At 49.9% G+C, this 15382-nt stretch carries 13 protein-coding genes; 2 read left to right on the top strand and 11 right to left on the bottom strand.

Annotated features, from left to right (window positions below; genetic code table 11):
* Positions 1-162: 162 nt before the first annotated feature.
* The 3 genes from ACEPPX_RS04235 to ACEPPX_RS04225 all read right to left on the bottom strand — a co-directional run bounded on the left by ACEPPX_RS04235 (position 163) and on the right by ACEPPX_RS04225 (position 2705).
* Positions 163-966 carry a M48 family metallopeptidase gene (locus ACEPPX_RS04235; protein ID WP_416623062.1) on the bottom strand — a complete coding sequence of 268 codons (804 nt, stop codon included), beginning with the start codon at positions 964-966 and terminating at the stop codon, positions 163-165.
* Positions 967-1050: 84 nt separating this feature from the next.
* Entirely contained in the window at positions 1051-1758 is a 708-nt protein-coding gene (locus ACEPPX_RS04230; protein WP_416623061.1) for an SIMPL domain-containing protein, read from the bottom strand.
* Positions 1759-1979: 221 nt separating this feature from the next.
* On the bottom strand, positions 1980-2705 hold the full coding sequence (locus ACEPPX_RS04225) for a 16S rRNA (uracil(1498)-N(3))-methyltransferase (RefSeq protein WP_416623060.1): 726 nt from the start codon (positions 2703-2705) through the stop codon (positions 1980-1982).
* Between the two features lie 89 nt (positions 2706-2794).
* Here ACEPPX_RS04225 and ACEPPX_RS04220 point away from each other — a divergent pair, with 89 nt between their 5' ends.
* On the top strand, positions 2795-3583 hold the full coding sequence (locus ACEPPX_RS04220) for an inositol monophosphatase family protein (protein ID WP_416623059.1): 789 nt from the start codon (positions 2795-2797) through the stop codon (positions 3581-3583).
* A 358-nt stretch (positions 3584-3941) separates the two neighbouring features.
* Here ACEPPX_RS04220 and ACEPPX_RS04215 read toward each other — a convergent pair whose 3' ends face one another.
* The 8 genes from ACEPPX_RS04215 to ACEPPX_RS04180 all read right to left on the bottom strand — a co-directional run bounded on the left by ACEPPX_RS04215 (position 3942) and on the right by ACEPPX_RS04180 (position 13002).
* Positions 3942-4409, bottom strand: coding sequence for a YchJ family protein (locus ACEPPX_RS04215; RefSeq protein ID WP_416623058.1), 468 nt, complete (start codon positions 4407-4409; stop codon positions 3942-3944).
* A gap of 170 nt (positions 4410-4579) precedes the next feature.
* A complete protein-coding gene (locus ACEPPX_RS04210) occupies positions 4580-6358 on the bottom strand; it encodes a DUF3616 domain-containing protein (protein WP_416623057.1) in 1779 nt (592 codons plus the stop codon).
* Positions 6359-6588: 230 nt separating this feature from the next.
* On the bottom strand, positions 6589-9234 hold the full coding sequence (leuS, locus tag ACEPPX_RS04205) for a leucine--tRNA ligase (RefSeq protein ID WP_416623056.1): 2646 nt from the start codon (positions 9232-9234) through the stop codon (positions 6589-6591).
* A 171-nt stretch (positions 9235-9405) separates the two neighbouring features.
* Complete coding sequence (gene ptsP, locus ACEPPX_RS04200; protein ID WP_416623055.1) at positions 9406-11157, bottom strand: phosphoenolpyruvate--protein phosphotransferase; 1752 nt, start codon at positions 11155-11157, stop codon at positions 9406-9408.
* Between the two features lie 2 nt (positions 11158-11159).
* The gene (locus tag ACEPPX_RS04195; RefSeq protein ID WP_047759919.1) at positions 11160-11429 is read right to left on the bottom strand and encodes an HPr family phosphocarrier protein; all 270 of its coding nucleotides are present in this window, start codon (positions 11427-11429) and stop codon (positions 11160-11162) included.
* A complete protein-coding gene (locus ACEPPX_RS04190; RefSeq protein WP_416623054.1) occupies positions 11423-11845 on the bottom strand; it encodes a PTS sugar transporter subunit IIA in 423 nt (140 codons plus the stop codon). Before ACEPPX_RS04190 ends, ACEPPX_RS04195 begins: the two co-directional genes overlap by 7 nt.
* Positions 11846-11986: 141 nt before the next feature.
* The gene (locus ACEPPX_RS04185; RefSeq protein WP_416623053.1) at positions 11987-12550 is read right to left on the bottom strand and encodes a hypoxanthine-guanine phosphoribosyltransferase; all 564 of its coding nucleotides are present in this window, start codon (positions 12548-12550) and stop codon (positions 11987-11989) included.
* A gap of 71 nt (positions 12551-12621) precedes the next feature.
* The gene (locus ACEPPX_RS04180) at positions 12622-13002 is read right to left on the bottom strand and encodes a PAS domain-containing protein (RefSeq protein ID WP_416623052.1); all 381 of its coding nucleotides are present in this window, start codon (positions 13000-13002) and stop codon (positions 12622-12624) included.
* Positions 13003-13086: 84 nt separating this feature from the next.
* On the opposite strand from ACEPPX_RS04180, the gene ACEPPX_RS04175 reads away from it, so the two are divergent.
* Positions 13087-15090 (top strand): prolyl oligopeptidase family serine peptidase, encoded by a 2004-nt coding sequence (locus tag ACEPPX_RS04175; protein ID WP_416623146.1) that lies wholly within the window; start codon positions 13087-13089, stop codon positions 15088-15090.
* Positions 15091-15382 lie beyond the last annotated feature (292 nt).

Raw genomic sequence — 15382 nt, 5'->3', positions numbered from 1 at the left:
ACAAGGTAGGAATGAGGGATAGCTAAAATGATTCGTTTGGTTTGTGGCCGGTGTAAGGCCGGGGGGATATTTAAGTTTCGGTAGTGTGTTTCTCTAAATAGGGAAGGCCGTCTGAAATGATATTCAGACGGCCGGATAATAATGGTAGCTGGCTAAGAGTCATCAGCGGCGGTTTTGCTGGTAAATCGGCATAACTTCCGGAAGCATCTTGCGGATAGAGGCAATACGCGCATTATTGGTGGGGTGGGTGGAAAGCAATGCATTCAGTGTCGTGTTATTGTTTTGGATTTTGTTCATTTTTTCCCAAACCGTAACTGCGGCGGCAGGGTTGTAGCCGGCTTGTGCCATCAGGCGTAGGCCGCCTGCATCGGCGTCGCTTTCCTGATTGCGCGAAAAAGGCATATTAAGACCCAGCTCGCCAAGCAGGCCGGTAGAAAAGTTGGCTGCATCGGTGCTGATGCCGGTTTTGGCACTCAAAACACTGCTGCCGATATCGGCGGCTAAGCCCGTGAGGACTTGTTGGCCGACTGCTTTTTTGCTGTGCTCGTGTAAGGCATGGGTCATTTCATGGCCGATTACAGCAGCGATCTCATCATCGGTCAGATTGAGCTTGTCGACCATGCCGGTATACATGGCCATTTTTCCACTGGGCATGGCCCAAGCGTTGGGTTGGTCTGATTTGATTACGCTCATCTGCCATGCAAACGGAATGCCCGTGGTATTAGCCCGCTCCGCATAAGGCTTCATACGGTTGAATACGGCATGAATGCGGCGGTAGGTTTGGGAGGTCGTATCCAACAAATCTTTCGAGCGCGCTTGGGTGATGACTTTATTGTAACCTTGGGCGGCACTCGCATTTAAAGTGGCGGTGTCATAACCTGCCATATCGGCAACGGCGGTACAGCCGCTAACGGCTAATATTGCAGCGGTGGCCATTGCAGTAAACTGTACAATTTTGTTTTTCATGATTTCTCCCGATTTATTGCGGCGTGATATGCCAAAAGGGCGTATATGTCCCTTTCGGCAAGTTGTTTTATTACAGTGGCGGGTTTACATTTGAATCGTGCCGTTTACGGTAATACTGATGTCTTCGGTACCGGGGTTGGGAGCTTCGGCTATTTCTCCTGCACTATCTGACATTTTCATAGTACGCATGGCGGCAACGGGAGCGGCATATTCCAAGGGTTGGTTGCCGATTTGTCCTAAGTTGAGGCGTACAATTTTATAGCCTGAAAATCCGAGGGTGCGGCTTAGTGTATCAGCACGGTTTTTAAAGCGGTTGAGAGCGGCTTTGCTGACCTCATCTATCACTTCTTCGCGTTTTTTGTCGGATATGCTAAATGATGTGTCGTTTAGCGAGGCTTCGTTTTGTGCTTCGGCAATCAGGCGGTTTAAGGCGGCGAAATCTTTGCTTTCTACTTTAATTTGCGCGCTTTCCTGCCAGCCGATTTGGGTTTGCTTGCCGTTTTTGTATTGGTAGCGGGGATAGGCATTGCGGTTTAACAGTTCGCTCTTGAATGCGCGGTTGCTTTCGAGACGGCGGTTCAGCGAATTGTATTTTTGTACAAATGCGCGGTTGACTGCAGCACGGTCTGCACCTTCTTCATTAATAGTCAGGCGGATGGTCATGATGTCTCGTGGAACTTCAATGCTGGCGCTTTCCGAAAATTCAACGATATTATAATTCAGGGTTTCAGCCTGCGCGGGTAGGGCAGCGGCTGCAGCCAGCATACCGAGTGCCAATGGTTTATTCAGCATGTGTTTTTCCTAGGTATTAGGGTTGGGAGAGTAATTTAACATACTGTTTTGTAGTCGGGTTGATAAGATATGTGAAACATTGTTTGCATCCGAAGCGATGCAGTAAAACACGGTTTGTATATGATAGTAATGAATCATGCCGTCTGAAAATAATATTTCAGACGGCATGATTCATAAATGGTATGTATGGTGAGAGTTAACACAGGAGAGGGGCATCTGGGTTATACGAAATCACCCCATAGGGTCTGCATGGCGGCAATGGCGGCCAGAGATGCGGTTTCGGTGCGTAATACACGCGGACCTAAGGTAACGGATTGGAATCCTGCGGTAAATGCCGCCTCTTCTTCGGTTTCGCTCCAGCCGCCTTCGGGGCCGACCATGAAAGTTAGGGATTGGGGGGCGGTAGCAGAATCCGCAAGGCTGAGGGCACGGTTCAAGCTCATTAGCAGGTGGACATCAGCAGGTGGCAGCTGTGCCAATGCCTCACGGTAGGAAACCAGCGGTAATACGGGGGGGATGATATTGCGGCCGCTTTGCTCGCAAGCGGCGATAACGATTTCCTGCCAGCGTGCGACGCGTTTGTCGGCACGTTCGCCCGAAAGCCGGACAATACTGCGTTCGCTGATAACAGGGCGGATTTCGGTAACGCCCAGCTCGACACTTTTTTGCAGGGTGAAATCCATGCGCTCGCCGCTGGATACGGCTTGAATCAGCGTGATTTTCAGGGGTGATTCGTTATCCGGTGTTTCACGGTTCAGAATTTCGGCATGTGCGCGTCGTTTTTCAAGTAAAGTAAGGCGGGAGAGATAGCTATGGCCGTTGCCGTTGAACAGGGTGATCATTTCGCCTGCCTTAACCCGCAGAACATGCAGGTGGCGGACAACGGTATCGGGTAGTTCCAACACTTGGGCGGGATTTAATTCTGCGGGAACGTAAAAACGTGGCATAAAGGCAGGGTGTATATTGGTTGTTAAAATGGTAATATTGACTTCTATCCGCACAAATATCAAGTATTAGTAGTTAAGGACGAACCACAGTGTTAAACCGATTACAGTCGCTGGTGCGCGAGGTGGCGCAAACCGAGGTAATGCCGCGTTTTTTGGATGCGGTCGTGAGCCGTAAATTAGACGGTTCTTTGCTGACCGAAGCTGATTTGGCGGCTCAGTCTGCTTTTGCGGCTGGATTGCCTGCGATTATCGATTGTCCGATGCTGGGTGAGGAAATGACGGCTGTTGAACAGCGCGAGTTATGGCACTACAACGAAGAGGGCTTGTGGGTAGTCGATCCGATAGACGGTACCAATAATTTTATCAACGGCCTGCCGCATTTCGCACTTTCGGCAGCTTACATCAAACACGGGCGGGCACAGTTGGGAGTGGTATTCAATCCGGTAAGCGACGAATGCTTTTATGCAAAGCGTGGCGAAGGGGCGTTTCTAAACGGCCGCAGCCTGCCTTTGCGTAGTGTGCACAAGCATCTGCATGAGGCAATCGCCGGTGTGGAAATCAAATATCTGCGTTCGGGAAAACTTTCGAGCCGGATGAATACGTTGGCGCCGGTAGGCAGTATCCGCAGTTTGGGTAGCAGCACTTTGGATTGGTGTTATTTGGCAGCCGGACGGTATGACGTATATGTGCACGGCGGACAGAAATTGTGGGATTACGCCGCAGGCGCGTTGATTTTTGAAGAAGCCGGGGGATGTTTGGCCACTTTGGAGGGAGATGACTTCTGGAGCGGTGAGCATGTATTCAGCAGGTCGGTGATTGCAGGTTTGCAGCCGCAGGTGTTTGCGAATTGGCTCAAATGGATAAGGGATAACCAATAATCATCAGGCGGTTTTGTTTAATTGAAGATTCCGGGCGAAGAAAAATAATAATGCAATAACGTAAGTAAAGCTTAGGCTGAATTGATATAACGATTGCACAGTTTAACGCTATTTAAAACTGAAATAGTTACAATAGAAACCGCTGACAGAGATTGCTTTTCCTTGAAGTGATCGAAGTAGTGAGTAAGACGTTTTCCCGCAATGTATTGACCATTCATGCTTCTCCCTTGGCGTGAATGGTTTTTTTTGTCTGGAAAATTTGGCTGCTTTGTTTTCGGCGGATCTGCCATCTTTGTTTTTATTATTAATATGTATGAGTGCTTATCCGGATTTCAGACGGCCTTAAGTGAGGAAAGGCTTATTTGAAAAACTGTCCGCAGCACGCTTTAAATTTTTTTGCCGAACCGCAAAAACAAGGGTGCTTCATACCGGGGAGGGGAACCGTGGGGTCTATGAAATACCAATCTTCCCCAATTCGCACGAACGCGGAAAGTTCGTGATGAACTTGTGTTTGGCCGTTCTCGCTATAAAGGGCTTTAAATTCTACTTGTGCATGGTTTTTCGAGATATTCGGATGATGGGCCAATACGTTTAAGCCCTGCCATCGGGTGGATTCGCTCCAATGCTGTATCTCGGAGCGGTCGAGCAATGGTTGCTGGGCCGGAACGGTAGTGTCGATAATATAATCAATGTGATGGAGTACATAAGCGCAATAGCGCGAACGCATCAATGCTTCGGCATTTGGGGCGGTAGCCGTGCCATTGTGAAAAGGTTGGCAGCATTCCGTATAGGGAAGACCTGATTGGCAGGGGCAGGCGGTAGTCATATTGTATTGAGAGGCGAAATAAAGTGGCAATTATAGCCCAAGCGTTTGGGTAAAACCTATTGCTCTGCCTGAGGTAAACCGGGCGCATAGTTTGAGCTATAATCATTGGGTTTGGTTTATCAATTTAGGCCGTCTGAAAATAATTTTTCAGACGGCCTCTTTATAATGCTTTACTGCTTTAGCTGATTGTAATCCAGCATCATATATTTTGCCGGCCTTTTCTTTTTTTCATTGCCTTCATCGCTCATAATCATTAGTCGGGATTCTCCGTTAATGGTAACGGAATCTATGGATTCGACATTGTTGAGGTTGATGATTTCGGGTAGGGCGAGCTGCTCTGGTTCGCTTTGCGGGTTACCATTCCAGGTCCACAGCTGCGAATAGGGGTTGTCTTCGTAGCCGGTAATTTCGTTGACAATCATGAATGTATCCAGCACCGGGTCATAGCTGAGCGCCCGAATGCCGCCGCCGTTGAGATTGAGAAAAATTACATCGGTGAATTCAGGCTTTGCTTGGTTTTCAAACATTTCTTTCGGATTGCCAATCACGACGATCATGGAAAGCTCGTTGACCATTGGTTCGCGGAAGCCCAGCATCAGGCGGTTTTGTTTGCGGTCATATAGTAATCCTTCGATATTGATTTTTTCAAAATCCACTTGCGCGTTGATTTTCGAACGGATGAGTTTGTTGAGTGTGTCAGACTCGGCAAGGGTATCGGTCAGGCCGGAAAAGTAGCGTAGGTCGTGTACGTTGTTGCCTTCGATTTTGAAGCGCAACATATGCTCCCTGTCCGGGCGGCGTTCGCCTTTTTTATTGCGAGAATGCGAGGTGGTAGCGTAAATATAGCCTTCGTTATCGCGTGCCAAGCCTTCCAAATCACTGAGCTTCCGCTGAAAGCTTCGGATAAGCCGAAAATCCAACGCTTCATCTTCATACAGTGTGCCGTCTTCGGTGAATTTCACCAGACTGAAGGCACGGGAAGGTTCGTCTTCCACTACCAGCAGACGACCGTCGGGCAGTTGTTGGACGGCGGAAGGTTCGTAGATATTGTCGAAATCGTTAATACCTAAGTTGCGCAATTTGATGGCCTGTCCGGTGTCGGCCAGTACGGGCATGATGCTTTGGATGGATTTAACACCTACAAAGGCGATAACGGAAGCCAGCAAACCCCAGCGGAAAACAGTATAAGACATATTCAGATATTTGAATTTTTTGTTGGCAATCATTCCCAGCCAGTAAAGCTGGTCGCTCATTTTATGGTAAACGTCGTGCCGGCTGGACAGTATTTCCTGCATCTGTTCCCAGTATTCGCTTTTGGAAAGCCGTGCGCGGTCCTCGTAAATCAGGATATTGGGTTGGCTGCTGCCGTCTGAAAAAGCACTGTCGGCATAGAGTATGCGTTGTTTGAAATCGTGTAGTTTTGCCCGACGGGCGGCAACGTCTTTTAACCATGCCCACACTGCACGCGGCAGCCCTGCCCGTTCGGGAGAGGCGGAAATCAGGGCAAATACGATGGATGCGGCGGCGGTAAACATAAAAATGCCCGCAGGGACAAGAAAAGCCGGTGACGAAGCGAAAATAAACGCTCCCGAAATCATCAGAGCCGATACGATAAAACCGTTGAGCGAAATCATGATGTTCGCTTTAGTGGCGGCTAGGGCAATTAGTTCCAATTCAGTGCGAAAGGCGTTTCGGAACATGGTTTCTACACCTTTTGAGGTGCCGATGTTACTGGTGTTGCCGCTCTCAGGTTGGGTGGTGGTATTTTTTGTTTTTCTACTGCCGCTTTTTTTCTTTTTGACTGTGGAGCGGGCGGACAGTCCGATATTTTGCTCTGACGCAGCAGCAGTGTCGCTGTCGGGCAGTAACGGCATGCTTTGGGAATCGGCAGCATTTATATCATTCGGCTTGTCGGGCGGTAGCAGTGGTGGGGGCGGCTCGGCAGTCATGACGTCGGGTACTGTCTTTATAAATGGATAATCGGAAAAGTATCTCAATGAGTTAAATGAATGGGTATTTACCAAGCCGCCTGAAAATTTTCAGGCGGCTTGGTAAATGATGAAAATCAATTCATTGGGAATCATACTTGTTCGATGGCATTTATATGTGCAAGGTTCCTTTGTAATGAAAAATGCCGTCTGAAATCTAAAGTTTCAGACGGCATTTTTAAGTGGTATGTTTAAACCACGATATTGACCAATCGCCCCGGAACAACAATAACTTTCTTGGCCGGTTTGCCATCCATGAATTTTACCGCGCCTTCAGATGCGAGTGCGGCGGCTTCCACGGTATCTTTTGAAGCATCTGCGGCAACAGTGACTTTGCCGCGTAATTTGCCGTTTACCTGCACCATGATTTCGATTTCCGATTTTACCAATGCGGCTTCATCGGTTTGTGGCCAAGCGGCTTCCCATAATGCGGTATCCGGGCGTAACTCGCTCCAAAGGGTTTCGCAAATATGCGGCACAATCGGCCACAGCAGACGCACGGTAGCCTCGAGTACTTCTTGGGCCACGGCGCGGCCTTCGGCGCTGTCGCAATCACCGTTTTTAACGCAAGCGTCGTATTGGTTGAGCAATTCCATCACAGCGGCAATAGCGGTGTTGAATTGTAGGCGGCGTCCGTAGTCATCACCTACTTTGGCAATTGTGCTGTGTAGTTTGAAGCGCAACTCTTTCAGTGCTTTGCTCAAACCGCTTTGGTCGCCCGTAAACGCGGTAACCGTGCCGCCTTTGGCGGTGTATTCGTACACCGTGCGCCACAAGCGGCGCAAGAAGCGGTGGGCGCCCTCTACACCGCTGTCACTCCACTCCAACGATTGCTCGGGCGGTGAGGCAAACATCATAAACAAACGGGCGGTATCGGCCCCGTAAGCATCAATCAGAGCTTGCGGGTCGACGCCGTTGTTTTTTGATTTCGACATTTTTTCAGTGCCGCTGATGATGACGGGCAAACCGTCTGCTTTCAATACGGCGGAAACGGGGCGGCCTTTTTCGTCGAAGGTTAGTTCGACATCGGCGGGGTTAATCCAGTTTTTGCTGCCGTTTTCACCTTCGCGATAGTAGGTGTCGCACACCACCATGCCTTGGGTGAGCAAGCGTTCAAACGGTTCGTCTACATTAATCAGGCCCTCGTCGCGCATCAGCTTGGTGAAGAAGCGCGCATAGAGTAGGTGCAAAATAGCGTGTTCGATACCGCCGATGTATTGGTCTACCGCACCCCAATAAGCGGCCGCTTGCGGCTCTACCATACCTTCTTCGAAGCGGGGAGACATATAGCGGAACGGATACCAGCTCGATTCCATGAAGGTATCCATGGTGTCGGTTTCGCGTTTGGCAGGCGCGCCGCATTTGGGGCAGGTGGTTTCATAGAATTCGGGCATTTTAGCCAGCGGAGAACCTGTACCATCGGGAACAACGTCTTCAGGCAGTACGACAGGTAGCTGCTCGGCTGGTACGGGGACATCGCCGCAGCAGTCGCAATGGATAATCGGAATCGGGCAGCCCCAGTAACGTTGGCGCGAAATACCCCAGTCGCGCAGGCGGTATTGGGTTTTCGGTGCGCCTGCATGGGCAGCCTGTAAGTCGGAGGCCATAGTATCGAAGGCCGTCTGAAAATTCATGCCGTCGTATTTGCCGCTGTTGATCAGTGTGCCGTTTTCTTTATCGGCATACCATTCCTGCCATTGGGTAGCGTCGAAGGTTTCTCCTTCAACAGCAATCACTTGCTTCATGGGCAGTGCGTATTTGGCAGCAAATTCGAAATCGCGCTCGTCGTGGGCGGGAACGGCCATGACGGCGCCGTCGCCATAGCCCCACAATACATAATTGGCAATCCAAACTTCGAGTTTGTCGCCGTTTAGCGGATTGATGACATAGCGGCCCGTAGGTACGCCTTTTTTCTCCATTGTCGCCATATCGGCTTCGGCGACGCTGCCGGATTTGCATTCGGTGATAAAGGCTTGCAGTTCGGGTTTGTTGGCCGCGGCGGCGGTAGCCAGCGGATGCTCGGCAGCTACGGCAACGTAAGTGGCGCCCATCAGGGTATCGGGGCGGGTGGTGTAAACCTGTAAATAATCGGCATATTCGCCTTCCAAACCGCTGCGGCTGTCTGCATCGACTTTAAAGCGGACCTGCATACCGCGTGATTTGCCGATCCAGTTGCGTTGCATGGTTTTTACTTGTTCGGGCCAGTTTTCGAGCTTGTCGAGATCGGCCAGAAGTTCCTCGGCGTAGTCGGTGATTTTGAAGTAATACATCGGGATTTCGCGTTTTTCAATCAACGCGCCCGAGCGCCAGCCGCGACCATCTATTACTTGCTCGTTGGCGAGTACGGTTTGGTCTACCGGATCCCAGTTTACGGTGCCGTTTTTGCGGTAAACGATGCCTTTTTCAAACAGTTTGGTAAATAGCCATTGTTCCCAACGATAGTATTCGGGGGTGCAGGTGGCGATTTCACGCTCCCAATCAATGGCGAAGCCCAAGCTTTTGAGCTGCTGTTTCATGTAGGCGATATTTTCGTAAGTCCATTTTGCCGGCGCCACTTGGTGTTTCATTGCGGCATTTTCAGCCGGCATACCGAAGGCGTCCCATCCCATGGGCTGCATGACGTTGTAGCCGTTGAGTAGTTTGAATCGGGAAAGTACGTCGCCAATGGTATAGTTGCGTACATGTCCCATGTGCAGCTTGCCGCTGGGGTAGGGGAACATGGAAAGGCAGTAGTATTTGGGTTTGCTGCTGTCTTCGCTGACATTAAATAAGCGCGCTTTTTCCCATTTTTCCTGGGCGGCGGTTTCGATGGCGGAAGGTTGGTAATGTTCTTGCATGATTTGGCTTTTATATGCTTAAAAATAGAAAATCAGGGCGGAATTATAGCAGTTTCGGCAGGGAATTTTGTAAATAATGCAGATTGCGGGTATGGGATATTTCGGGGTGACGGTATTCAGACGGCCTGATATTGCTTGTATCAGGCCGTCTGAAAATTTTATAGGGGTGGTTTAGATGTCGCTTTCTGCCGCATTGATGATTTTGAGCAGTTTTTCGGTTTTTTCAGGATCTTCGTTTCGCATCAGTTTGACGATATCTCCTTCAAGCGTATCCGTATTACTGTGTAAAACGATGTCTTTCACCGCCAGCAGATTGTTGGGATTCATGGAAAAACGCCGCAGACCCATGCCCAGCAGCACCCGGGTAAAGGTGGTATCGCCGGCCATTTCGCCGCAGACGGATACGGTTTTTCCCATGCGGTTGGCGGTTCGGATAACGTGCAGTATCAGCTTGAGTACTGCCGGGTGGCCGGGTTGGTAAAGATAGCTGACGCTGTCGTCGCCGCGGTCGACCGATAAGGTGTATTGGATCAGGTCGTTGGTGCCGATGGATACGAAGTCGACCAGTTTCAGCAGACTGCTTACCGTTAGTGCGGCTGACGGGATTTCAATCATGCAGCCAAGCTCTACCTCGCCGTATGTTTCGCCGCGCTCTTCAAGTTGGCGTTTGGCTGTTTCGTAGTGTACGAGGCATTGTTTGAGTTCGGACAGAGAGGTGATCATCGGCCACATCATTTTTACTTTGCCGTGTACGGAGGCGCGTAAGATGGCTTTCATCTGTGTGCGGAACATGACCGGTTCGGCCAAACATAAGCGGATACCGGTCAGGCCGAGGGCAGGGTTGAGGCTCCCATTGGGCGTAGCGTTTTGCCCGAACCAGCGCGGATTTTTATCAACGCCTAAATCTACGGTACGGATGGTGAACTGCTTGCCTTTGAGTTTTTTAATGATGGCGGAATATACTTCGTACTGTTCGTTTTCATCGGGTAGGTTGTCCCGGTTGAGGTAGAGAAATTCGCTGCGGAACAGGCCGACGCCGTCTGCGCCCATATTATGTAGCGATTTAATGTCTTCAACCGATTCTATATTGGCCAGTAATTCGATATTGATGCCGTCTTTGGTAGTAGCGGCGGTTTTTTTGAGCTTGTTTAACTCCCGCTTGCGCAAACGGTATTGGCGCATACGTTGGCGGTATTCTGCCAAAACCAATTCGTCGGGGTTAATAATCAGAATACCGTTAATGCCGTCAACGATAACCCATTCGTCTTCGCTGATGAGTTTACGAGCGTTGTGCAGGCCGATAACGGACGGGATATCGAGGCTGCGCCCTAAAATAGCGGTGTGGCTGGTAGAACCGCCTGCATCGGTTACGAAGCCGGCAATACGCTGTTCTTTAAAATGCACTGTATCGGCGGGGGAAAGGTCGTGCGCGATCAGAACGGTGTCATCAAGCAGGTTGGTTTGCAGGTTGATTTCGTTGCCTTGGCCGATAAGGTTGTTGTGGATACGCTCAACCACTTGCAGCATATCTTGTTTGCGCTCGCGCAGATAGGCATCATCGATTTCGTCGAATTGTTTGGCCAGTTTGTCGGTTTGCAGTTTTAATGCCCATTCGGCATTAATGTTTTGCTCTTCAATGATATCGACGGGATCGCGTGAGAGGGTAGCATCGGTAAGCAGCATCAAATGCAGAGAAATGAATGCACCTAGTTCCGCTGGTGCGTTTTCGGGAATTGCACTGCGAAGTTGTTCCAGCTCTTTACGTGTGGCCTTGATGGCGGCTTCGAAGCGTGCTTTTTCGGAAGCCAATTCGTTGGGTAGTATGTCGAATTGCGGTACTTCGTTAATGCCGCGTGCAATCAGGTGGGCACGCCCAATGGCAATGCCTTTGCCTGCGGCGATGCCGTGCAGCACGATACTCATGGTTATTCGCCTTCGCCGAAATAGTCGTTGATCAGGTTGGTGAGCGCTTGCATGGCGGCAGCTTCGTCGGGGCCGTCTGTTTCGAGTTCGATAATGCTGCCTTTGGCGGCTGCCAACATCATCAGACCCATGATGCTTTTACCGTTTACGCGGCGGTCGTTTCGACTAACCCATACTTCGCTTTGAAAGCCAGATGCAGTTTGGGTGAATTTGCTTGAAGCCCGTGCATGCAGGCCGAGTTTGTTGATGATTTCGATTTCTTGTTTCAGCATGGGCGGCAAGCTCCTTCGGGCGGGGTGGTGATGTCGAGAATACCGTTGATGCCGGCATTCTTTACCGTTTGAATGAATTTAGTCAAATCGGTTTCTTGGGTACTGTATTGGGTGGCTTTGAGCATCATCGGAGCGTTGATTCCGGTGAGTATGGCCACTTCGTTTTCTCGAACAAGCTTTCTGGCTGCGTTACAGGGTGTTGCACCGAATATATCGGTTAATACTAAAACGCCGTAACCGCTGTTGATTTCGTGGATAACCGACTGGGCGCGTTGGATGATGTCTTCATGGTTTTCATTATGCTCTACGCCGAGAATACGGATATTTCCCGGCGGCTCGCCCAAAAAGAAATGTTGTGCCAGGCTGCGGTAGGCTTCGCCTAGGGTTTCGTGGGTAATGATAAGTAAACCGATCATATTGGAATTGTGGCTTTCTTGTTTGGCTGTATATCAGGCTGTTTCAAATATGGCTGCATACGGATAGTTTGGAATAATGCAGACTATAAGACTAATCGGGCCGTCTGAAAAGAGGGTTTCAGACGGCCTGGAAATGGTTTGTCAGCTTTCGTTTTTCAGTGCGTAAATTTCGCCGAGATTGCGCCAGGCGCCGGCCGCATCCATACCGTAGCCGAATACGTAGCGGTCGGGAACGTTTAAGCCGATATAGTCAGCGGTGATAGGCTTGGGTTTGCTGATTAGTTTATTGGCGAAGACAGCCGCCGAGCAGCTGGCCGCGCCCATTTCCAGTAGTTTTTCTTTAATGGCCGCCATGGTATGTCCCTCGTCGAGAATGTCATCGAGTACTACGACATGGCGGCCCCGGATGTTTTCGGGCCGGGGCATGCGCAGCCAATTGAAGTTGCCGCCTTCGAGTTTGTCGCCGTAGCGAGAAACGTGAACATAGTCGAAATCCAGAGGAAAGCGTAACAGTGGCAGCAGTTGGCCGGTAAAAACAACGGCACCGCCCATTACGGGCAGCAGTAGAGGGTATTTGTCGCCCAAGTCGGCACTAATACGGTCGGCAAGGTTTTGCAAGGCACTTCGGCATTGGCTTTCATCGAACAATAAATCGGCATTGTCGAGCATGGCTTGGGTGTGGCTGCGTTTGGTGTCAATGTTCATGATGCAATCTTTAATTTCTTTATTAATCTTTGAAACAGCATGCCGGACGATTGTCCGGCATGCTGGCGGTATTATACGCCCGTTTGGTTTTTATGGGCGGGACGGGCGACGGACAGAGCACCCCGCTTGCTGTTTGCGGGATCGGTAATGATGCAGAAACTCACCTCCGCATAAATATATTTGCCTGTTTTATGCAGGGCTTTGGTGCGTGTGGCTTGTCCGCCGCTTCGGGTTGCCCCCGTCGAGATTGCGGAATGGAAACCCTTCCAGTGCGGAGCGCGCAATTTTTCGGGAATAATGATATCCAAACTTTGGCCAATGGCTTCGGCGGCGCTAAAACCGAACATTTTTTCTGATGCGTGATTCCATGCGCGGATAATGCCTTCAGAATCGGCATATATGACGGAATCGGTCATCTGTTCAATCATGGCTTGGTAGGGTAGGGCATTCATTGTACATCCTTTCATAGCAGAGAGTGTTACGTATTATAATCGCCTTTTTGCTTTCAGACGGCCTCTTTACCCATGCAAGATTTTATGCAAGACCCTTATTCTTATCTGCACGATTTGTCTTCCTCCATTACCCGTGAGTTTGCTTCTGCCGCGCATGCCGAAACTTTAGCGCGGTTTTGTAATGATGATACCTTTCTCTCGATGGCGGATGATATTACCCGTCAGCTGCAAGACGAAAGGCAAATTCCCTTTTGCCAAGAGCATCGGGGGCGGATGTATCACTTCCACCAAAGTGCGGACTACCCCAAAGGAGTGTACCGGATGTGTACGGCAGCATCTTTCCGGGCGGGGATTCCTGATTGGCAGATATTATTCTCAGTTGCTGATTTTGATGAAATTTTGGGTGACGGTGTTTACTTAGACGGTGTGTCGCATTATGTGGAAGCACCCCATCAGGTATTGCTAAGCCTGAGCGTGGAAGGCAGTGATACGGCTTATACGCTCGAATTTGATTTGAACAAGGGTGCATTGGTTGAGGGCGGTTTTCATTTTCCGGCGGGAAAAAGCCATATTGCTTGGCGGGATGCCGACAGCGTATGGGTTTGTCCTGCGTGGGACGAAAGACAGCTCACCCGTTCCGGGTATCCTCGGGAAGTATGGTTGATGCGGCGGGGGCAAAGTTTTTCGGAAGCTCAGCCTGTTTATCAGATGGATTCAGACGGCATGATGGTCAATGCCTGGCGTTATTTGGACGGTCAGGGTGCGCCGATAGATTTAATCGAAGCGGCCGGCGGTTTTTTTACTAAAGACTATTTTCAAGTGTCGGCCGAAGGTTTGGTGCAGCGTTTGAACCTGCCTGCAGATTGCGAGATCAGCGGATATCTTGCTGGTCAGCTGATGCTGCATTTGCGCAGTGACTGGCAACGCGCTAACCATTGTTATCCGGCGGGCAGTTTGGTTGCGGTAAAACTGAACAAGGGAGAGCTTGGCGGTGCGCAATTGTTATTCTCCCCTAATGAAAGACAAGCATTGGAAAGTGTGGAAACCACGAAGCGTTTTGTGGTGGCCGGTATTCTTGATAATGTTTCGGGCCGTCTGAAAGCATGGCGTTTTGCCAACGGTCAATGGCAGGAGGTCGAAGTGCCTGCGCTGCCTCAGGGGGCTTTGGAAATTACCGATCAGCCGTGGGGCGGGGATGTGGTTTATATTGCTGCCGGAGATTTTACAACCCCTCTCACCCTGTTTGCACTTGATTTGCAAGTAATGGAACTGACTGTGCTGCGCCGACAGCCTAAACAATTTGATGCTACAGATGTCCGGGTACGGCAGTTTTATGCCGAATCGGAAGACGGAACGCATATCCCGTATTACCATGTAGGTAAAACATCAGGCGTGGATACGCCTACGCTGGTGTATGCGTACGGTGGTTTCGGCATGCCCGAACTGCCGCACTACCTCGGCACGATAGGCCGGCATTGGTTGGAAAAAGGATATGCTTTCGTTGTAGCTAATATCCGTGGTGGCGGCGAGTTCGGGCCGAATTGGCACCGTGCAGCGCAGCGGAAAAACAAATATAAAAGTGTTGAAGATTTGGTAGCCGTAGTGCGTGATATTGCCGCACGAGGTTTAAGTTCACCTGCCCGTATCGGTTTGCAGGGCGGCAGCAACGGTGGCTTGATAACTGCGGCCGCATTTGTGCGCGCACCCGAAAGTATCGGTGCACTGGTGTGCGAAGTACCGCTTACCGATATGTTGGCTTATACCCAATTGTCGGCAGGTGCAAGCTGGATCGATGAATATGGAGACCCTGATAACCCCGATGAAAAAACAGCTTTGGCCTCGTTATCTCCTTATCATCATCTTTCGGACGGCCGGAAATACCCGCCGGCACTGATCACTACCAGTTTTTCTGATGATAGGGTGCATCCTGCGCACGCCCTTAAGTTTTATGCCAAACTTCGTACAATTTCTCCTCAAAGTTGGCTGTTTGCTCCGCAAAGCGGGGGGCATGTAGGAAATACTACTCAGACCCAAACAGCAGCCGAGCTGGCTGGCGTGTTGTACTTTTTACAGCAAAATTTAGCATGAGGAATTGTTGCCAGATGGGGTGGAATACGGCTGAAATCGGTGTGCGGAAAATGGTTTTTGGGGTTTTCTACCGGTGTAAATGTTTGATAAATATATGGGATGAAAAGCAGCTTGTGGTTCAAAATAAGCCTATGATAATATGCCCTGTAACGTTATTTGCGAGCAGGCAGATATCACGTAACTGCTGAAGTCATATAGCAAAGCGAAAATTTAGATGGAAAACTCTAAACTGATTCGGTACAATACGCCGAATTAATAATTTTCTTAACCCGCCTTAATTTTGCAAACTTAA

Origin of the sequence: Neisseria sp. S1 (assembly GCF_048060015.1) — a bacterium.
Classification (GTDB): Bacteria; Pseudomonadota; Gammaproteobacteria; order Burkholderiales; family Neisseriaceae; genus Neisseria; species Neisseria arctica.
Note: the sequence above shows the minus strand (reverse complement) of the source record. Positions and strands in the feature narration are given on the sequence as shown.

Bases quoted from the DNA above. Each gene is read 5' to 3' on its own strand.
- ACEPPX_RS04235 (WP_416623062.1), bottom strand. From the start codon at position 966: ATGAAAAACAAAATTGTACAGTTTACTGCAATGGCCACCGCTGCAATA.
- ACEPPX_RS04230 (WP_416623061.1), bottom strand. From the start codon at position 1,758: ATGCTGAATAAACCATTGGCACTCGGTATGCTGGCTGCAGCCGCTGCC.
- ACEPPX_RS04225 (WP_416623060.1), bottom strand. From the start codon at position 2,705: ATGCCACGTTTTTACGTTCCCGCAGAATTAAATCCCGCCCAAGTGTTG.
- ACEPPX_RS04215 (WP_416623058.1), bottom strand. From the start codon at position 4,409: ATGACTACCGCCTGCCCCTGCCAATCAGGTCTTCCCTATACGGAATGC.
- ACEPPX_RS04210 (WP_416623057.1), bottom strand. From the start codon at position 6,358: ATGACTGCCGAGCCGCCCCCACCACTGCTACCGCCCGACAAGCCGAAT.
- leuS (WP_416623056.1), bottom strand. From the start codon at position 9,234: ATGCAAGAACATTACCAACCTTCCGCCATCGAAACCGCCGCCCAGGAA.
- ptsP (WP_416623055.1), bottom strand. From the start codon at position 11,157: ATGAGTATCGTGCTGCACGGCATCGCCGCAGGCAAAGGCATTGCCATT.
- ACEPPX_RS04195 (WP_047759919.1), bottom strand. From the start codon at position 11,429: ATGCTGAAACAAGAAATCGAAATCATCAACAAACTCGGCCTGCATGCA.
- ACEPPX_RS04190 (WP_416623054.1), bottom strand. From the start codon at position 11,845: ATGATCGGTTTACTTATCATTACCCACGAAACCCTAGGCGAAGCCTAC.
- ACEPPX_RS04185 (WP_416623053.1), bottom strand. From the start codon at position 12,550: ATGAACATTGACACCAAACGCAGCCACACCCAAGCCATGCTCGACAAT.
- ACEPPX_RS04180 (WP_416623052.1), bottom strand. From the start codon at position 13,002: ATGAATGCCCTACCCTACCAAGCCATGATTGAACAGATGACCGATTCC.
- ACEPPX_RS04175 (WP_416623146.1), top strand. From the start codon at position 13,087: ATGCAAGACCCTTATTCTTATCTGCACGATTTGTCTTCCTCCATTACC.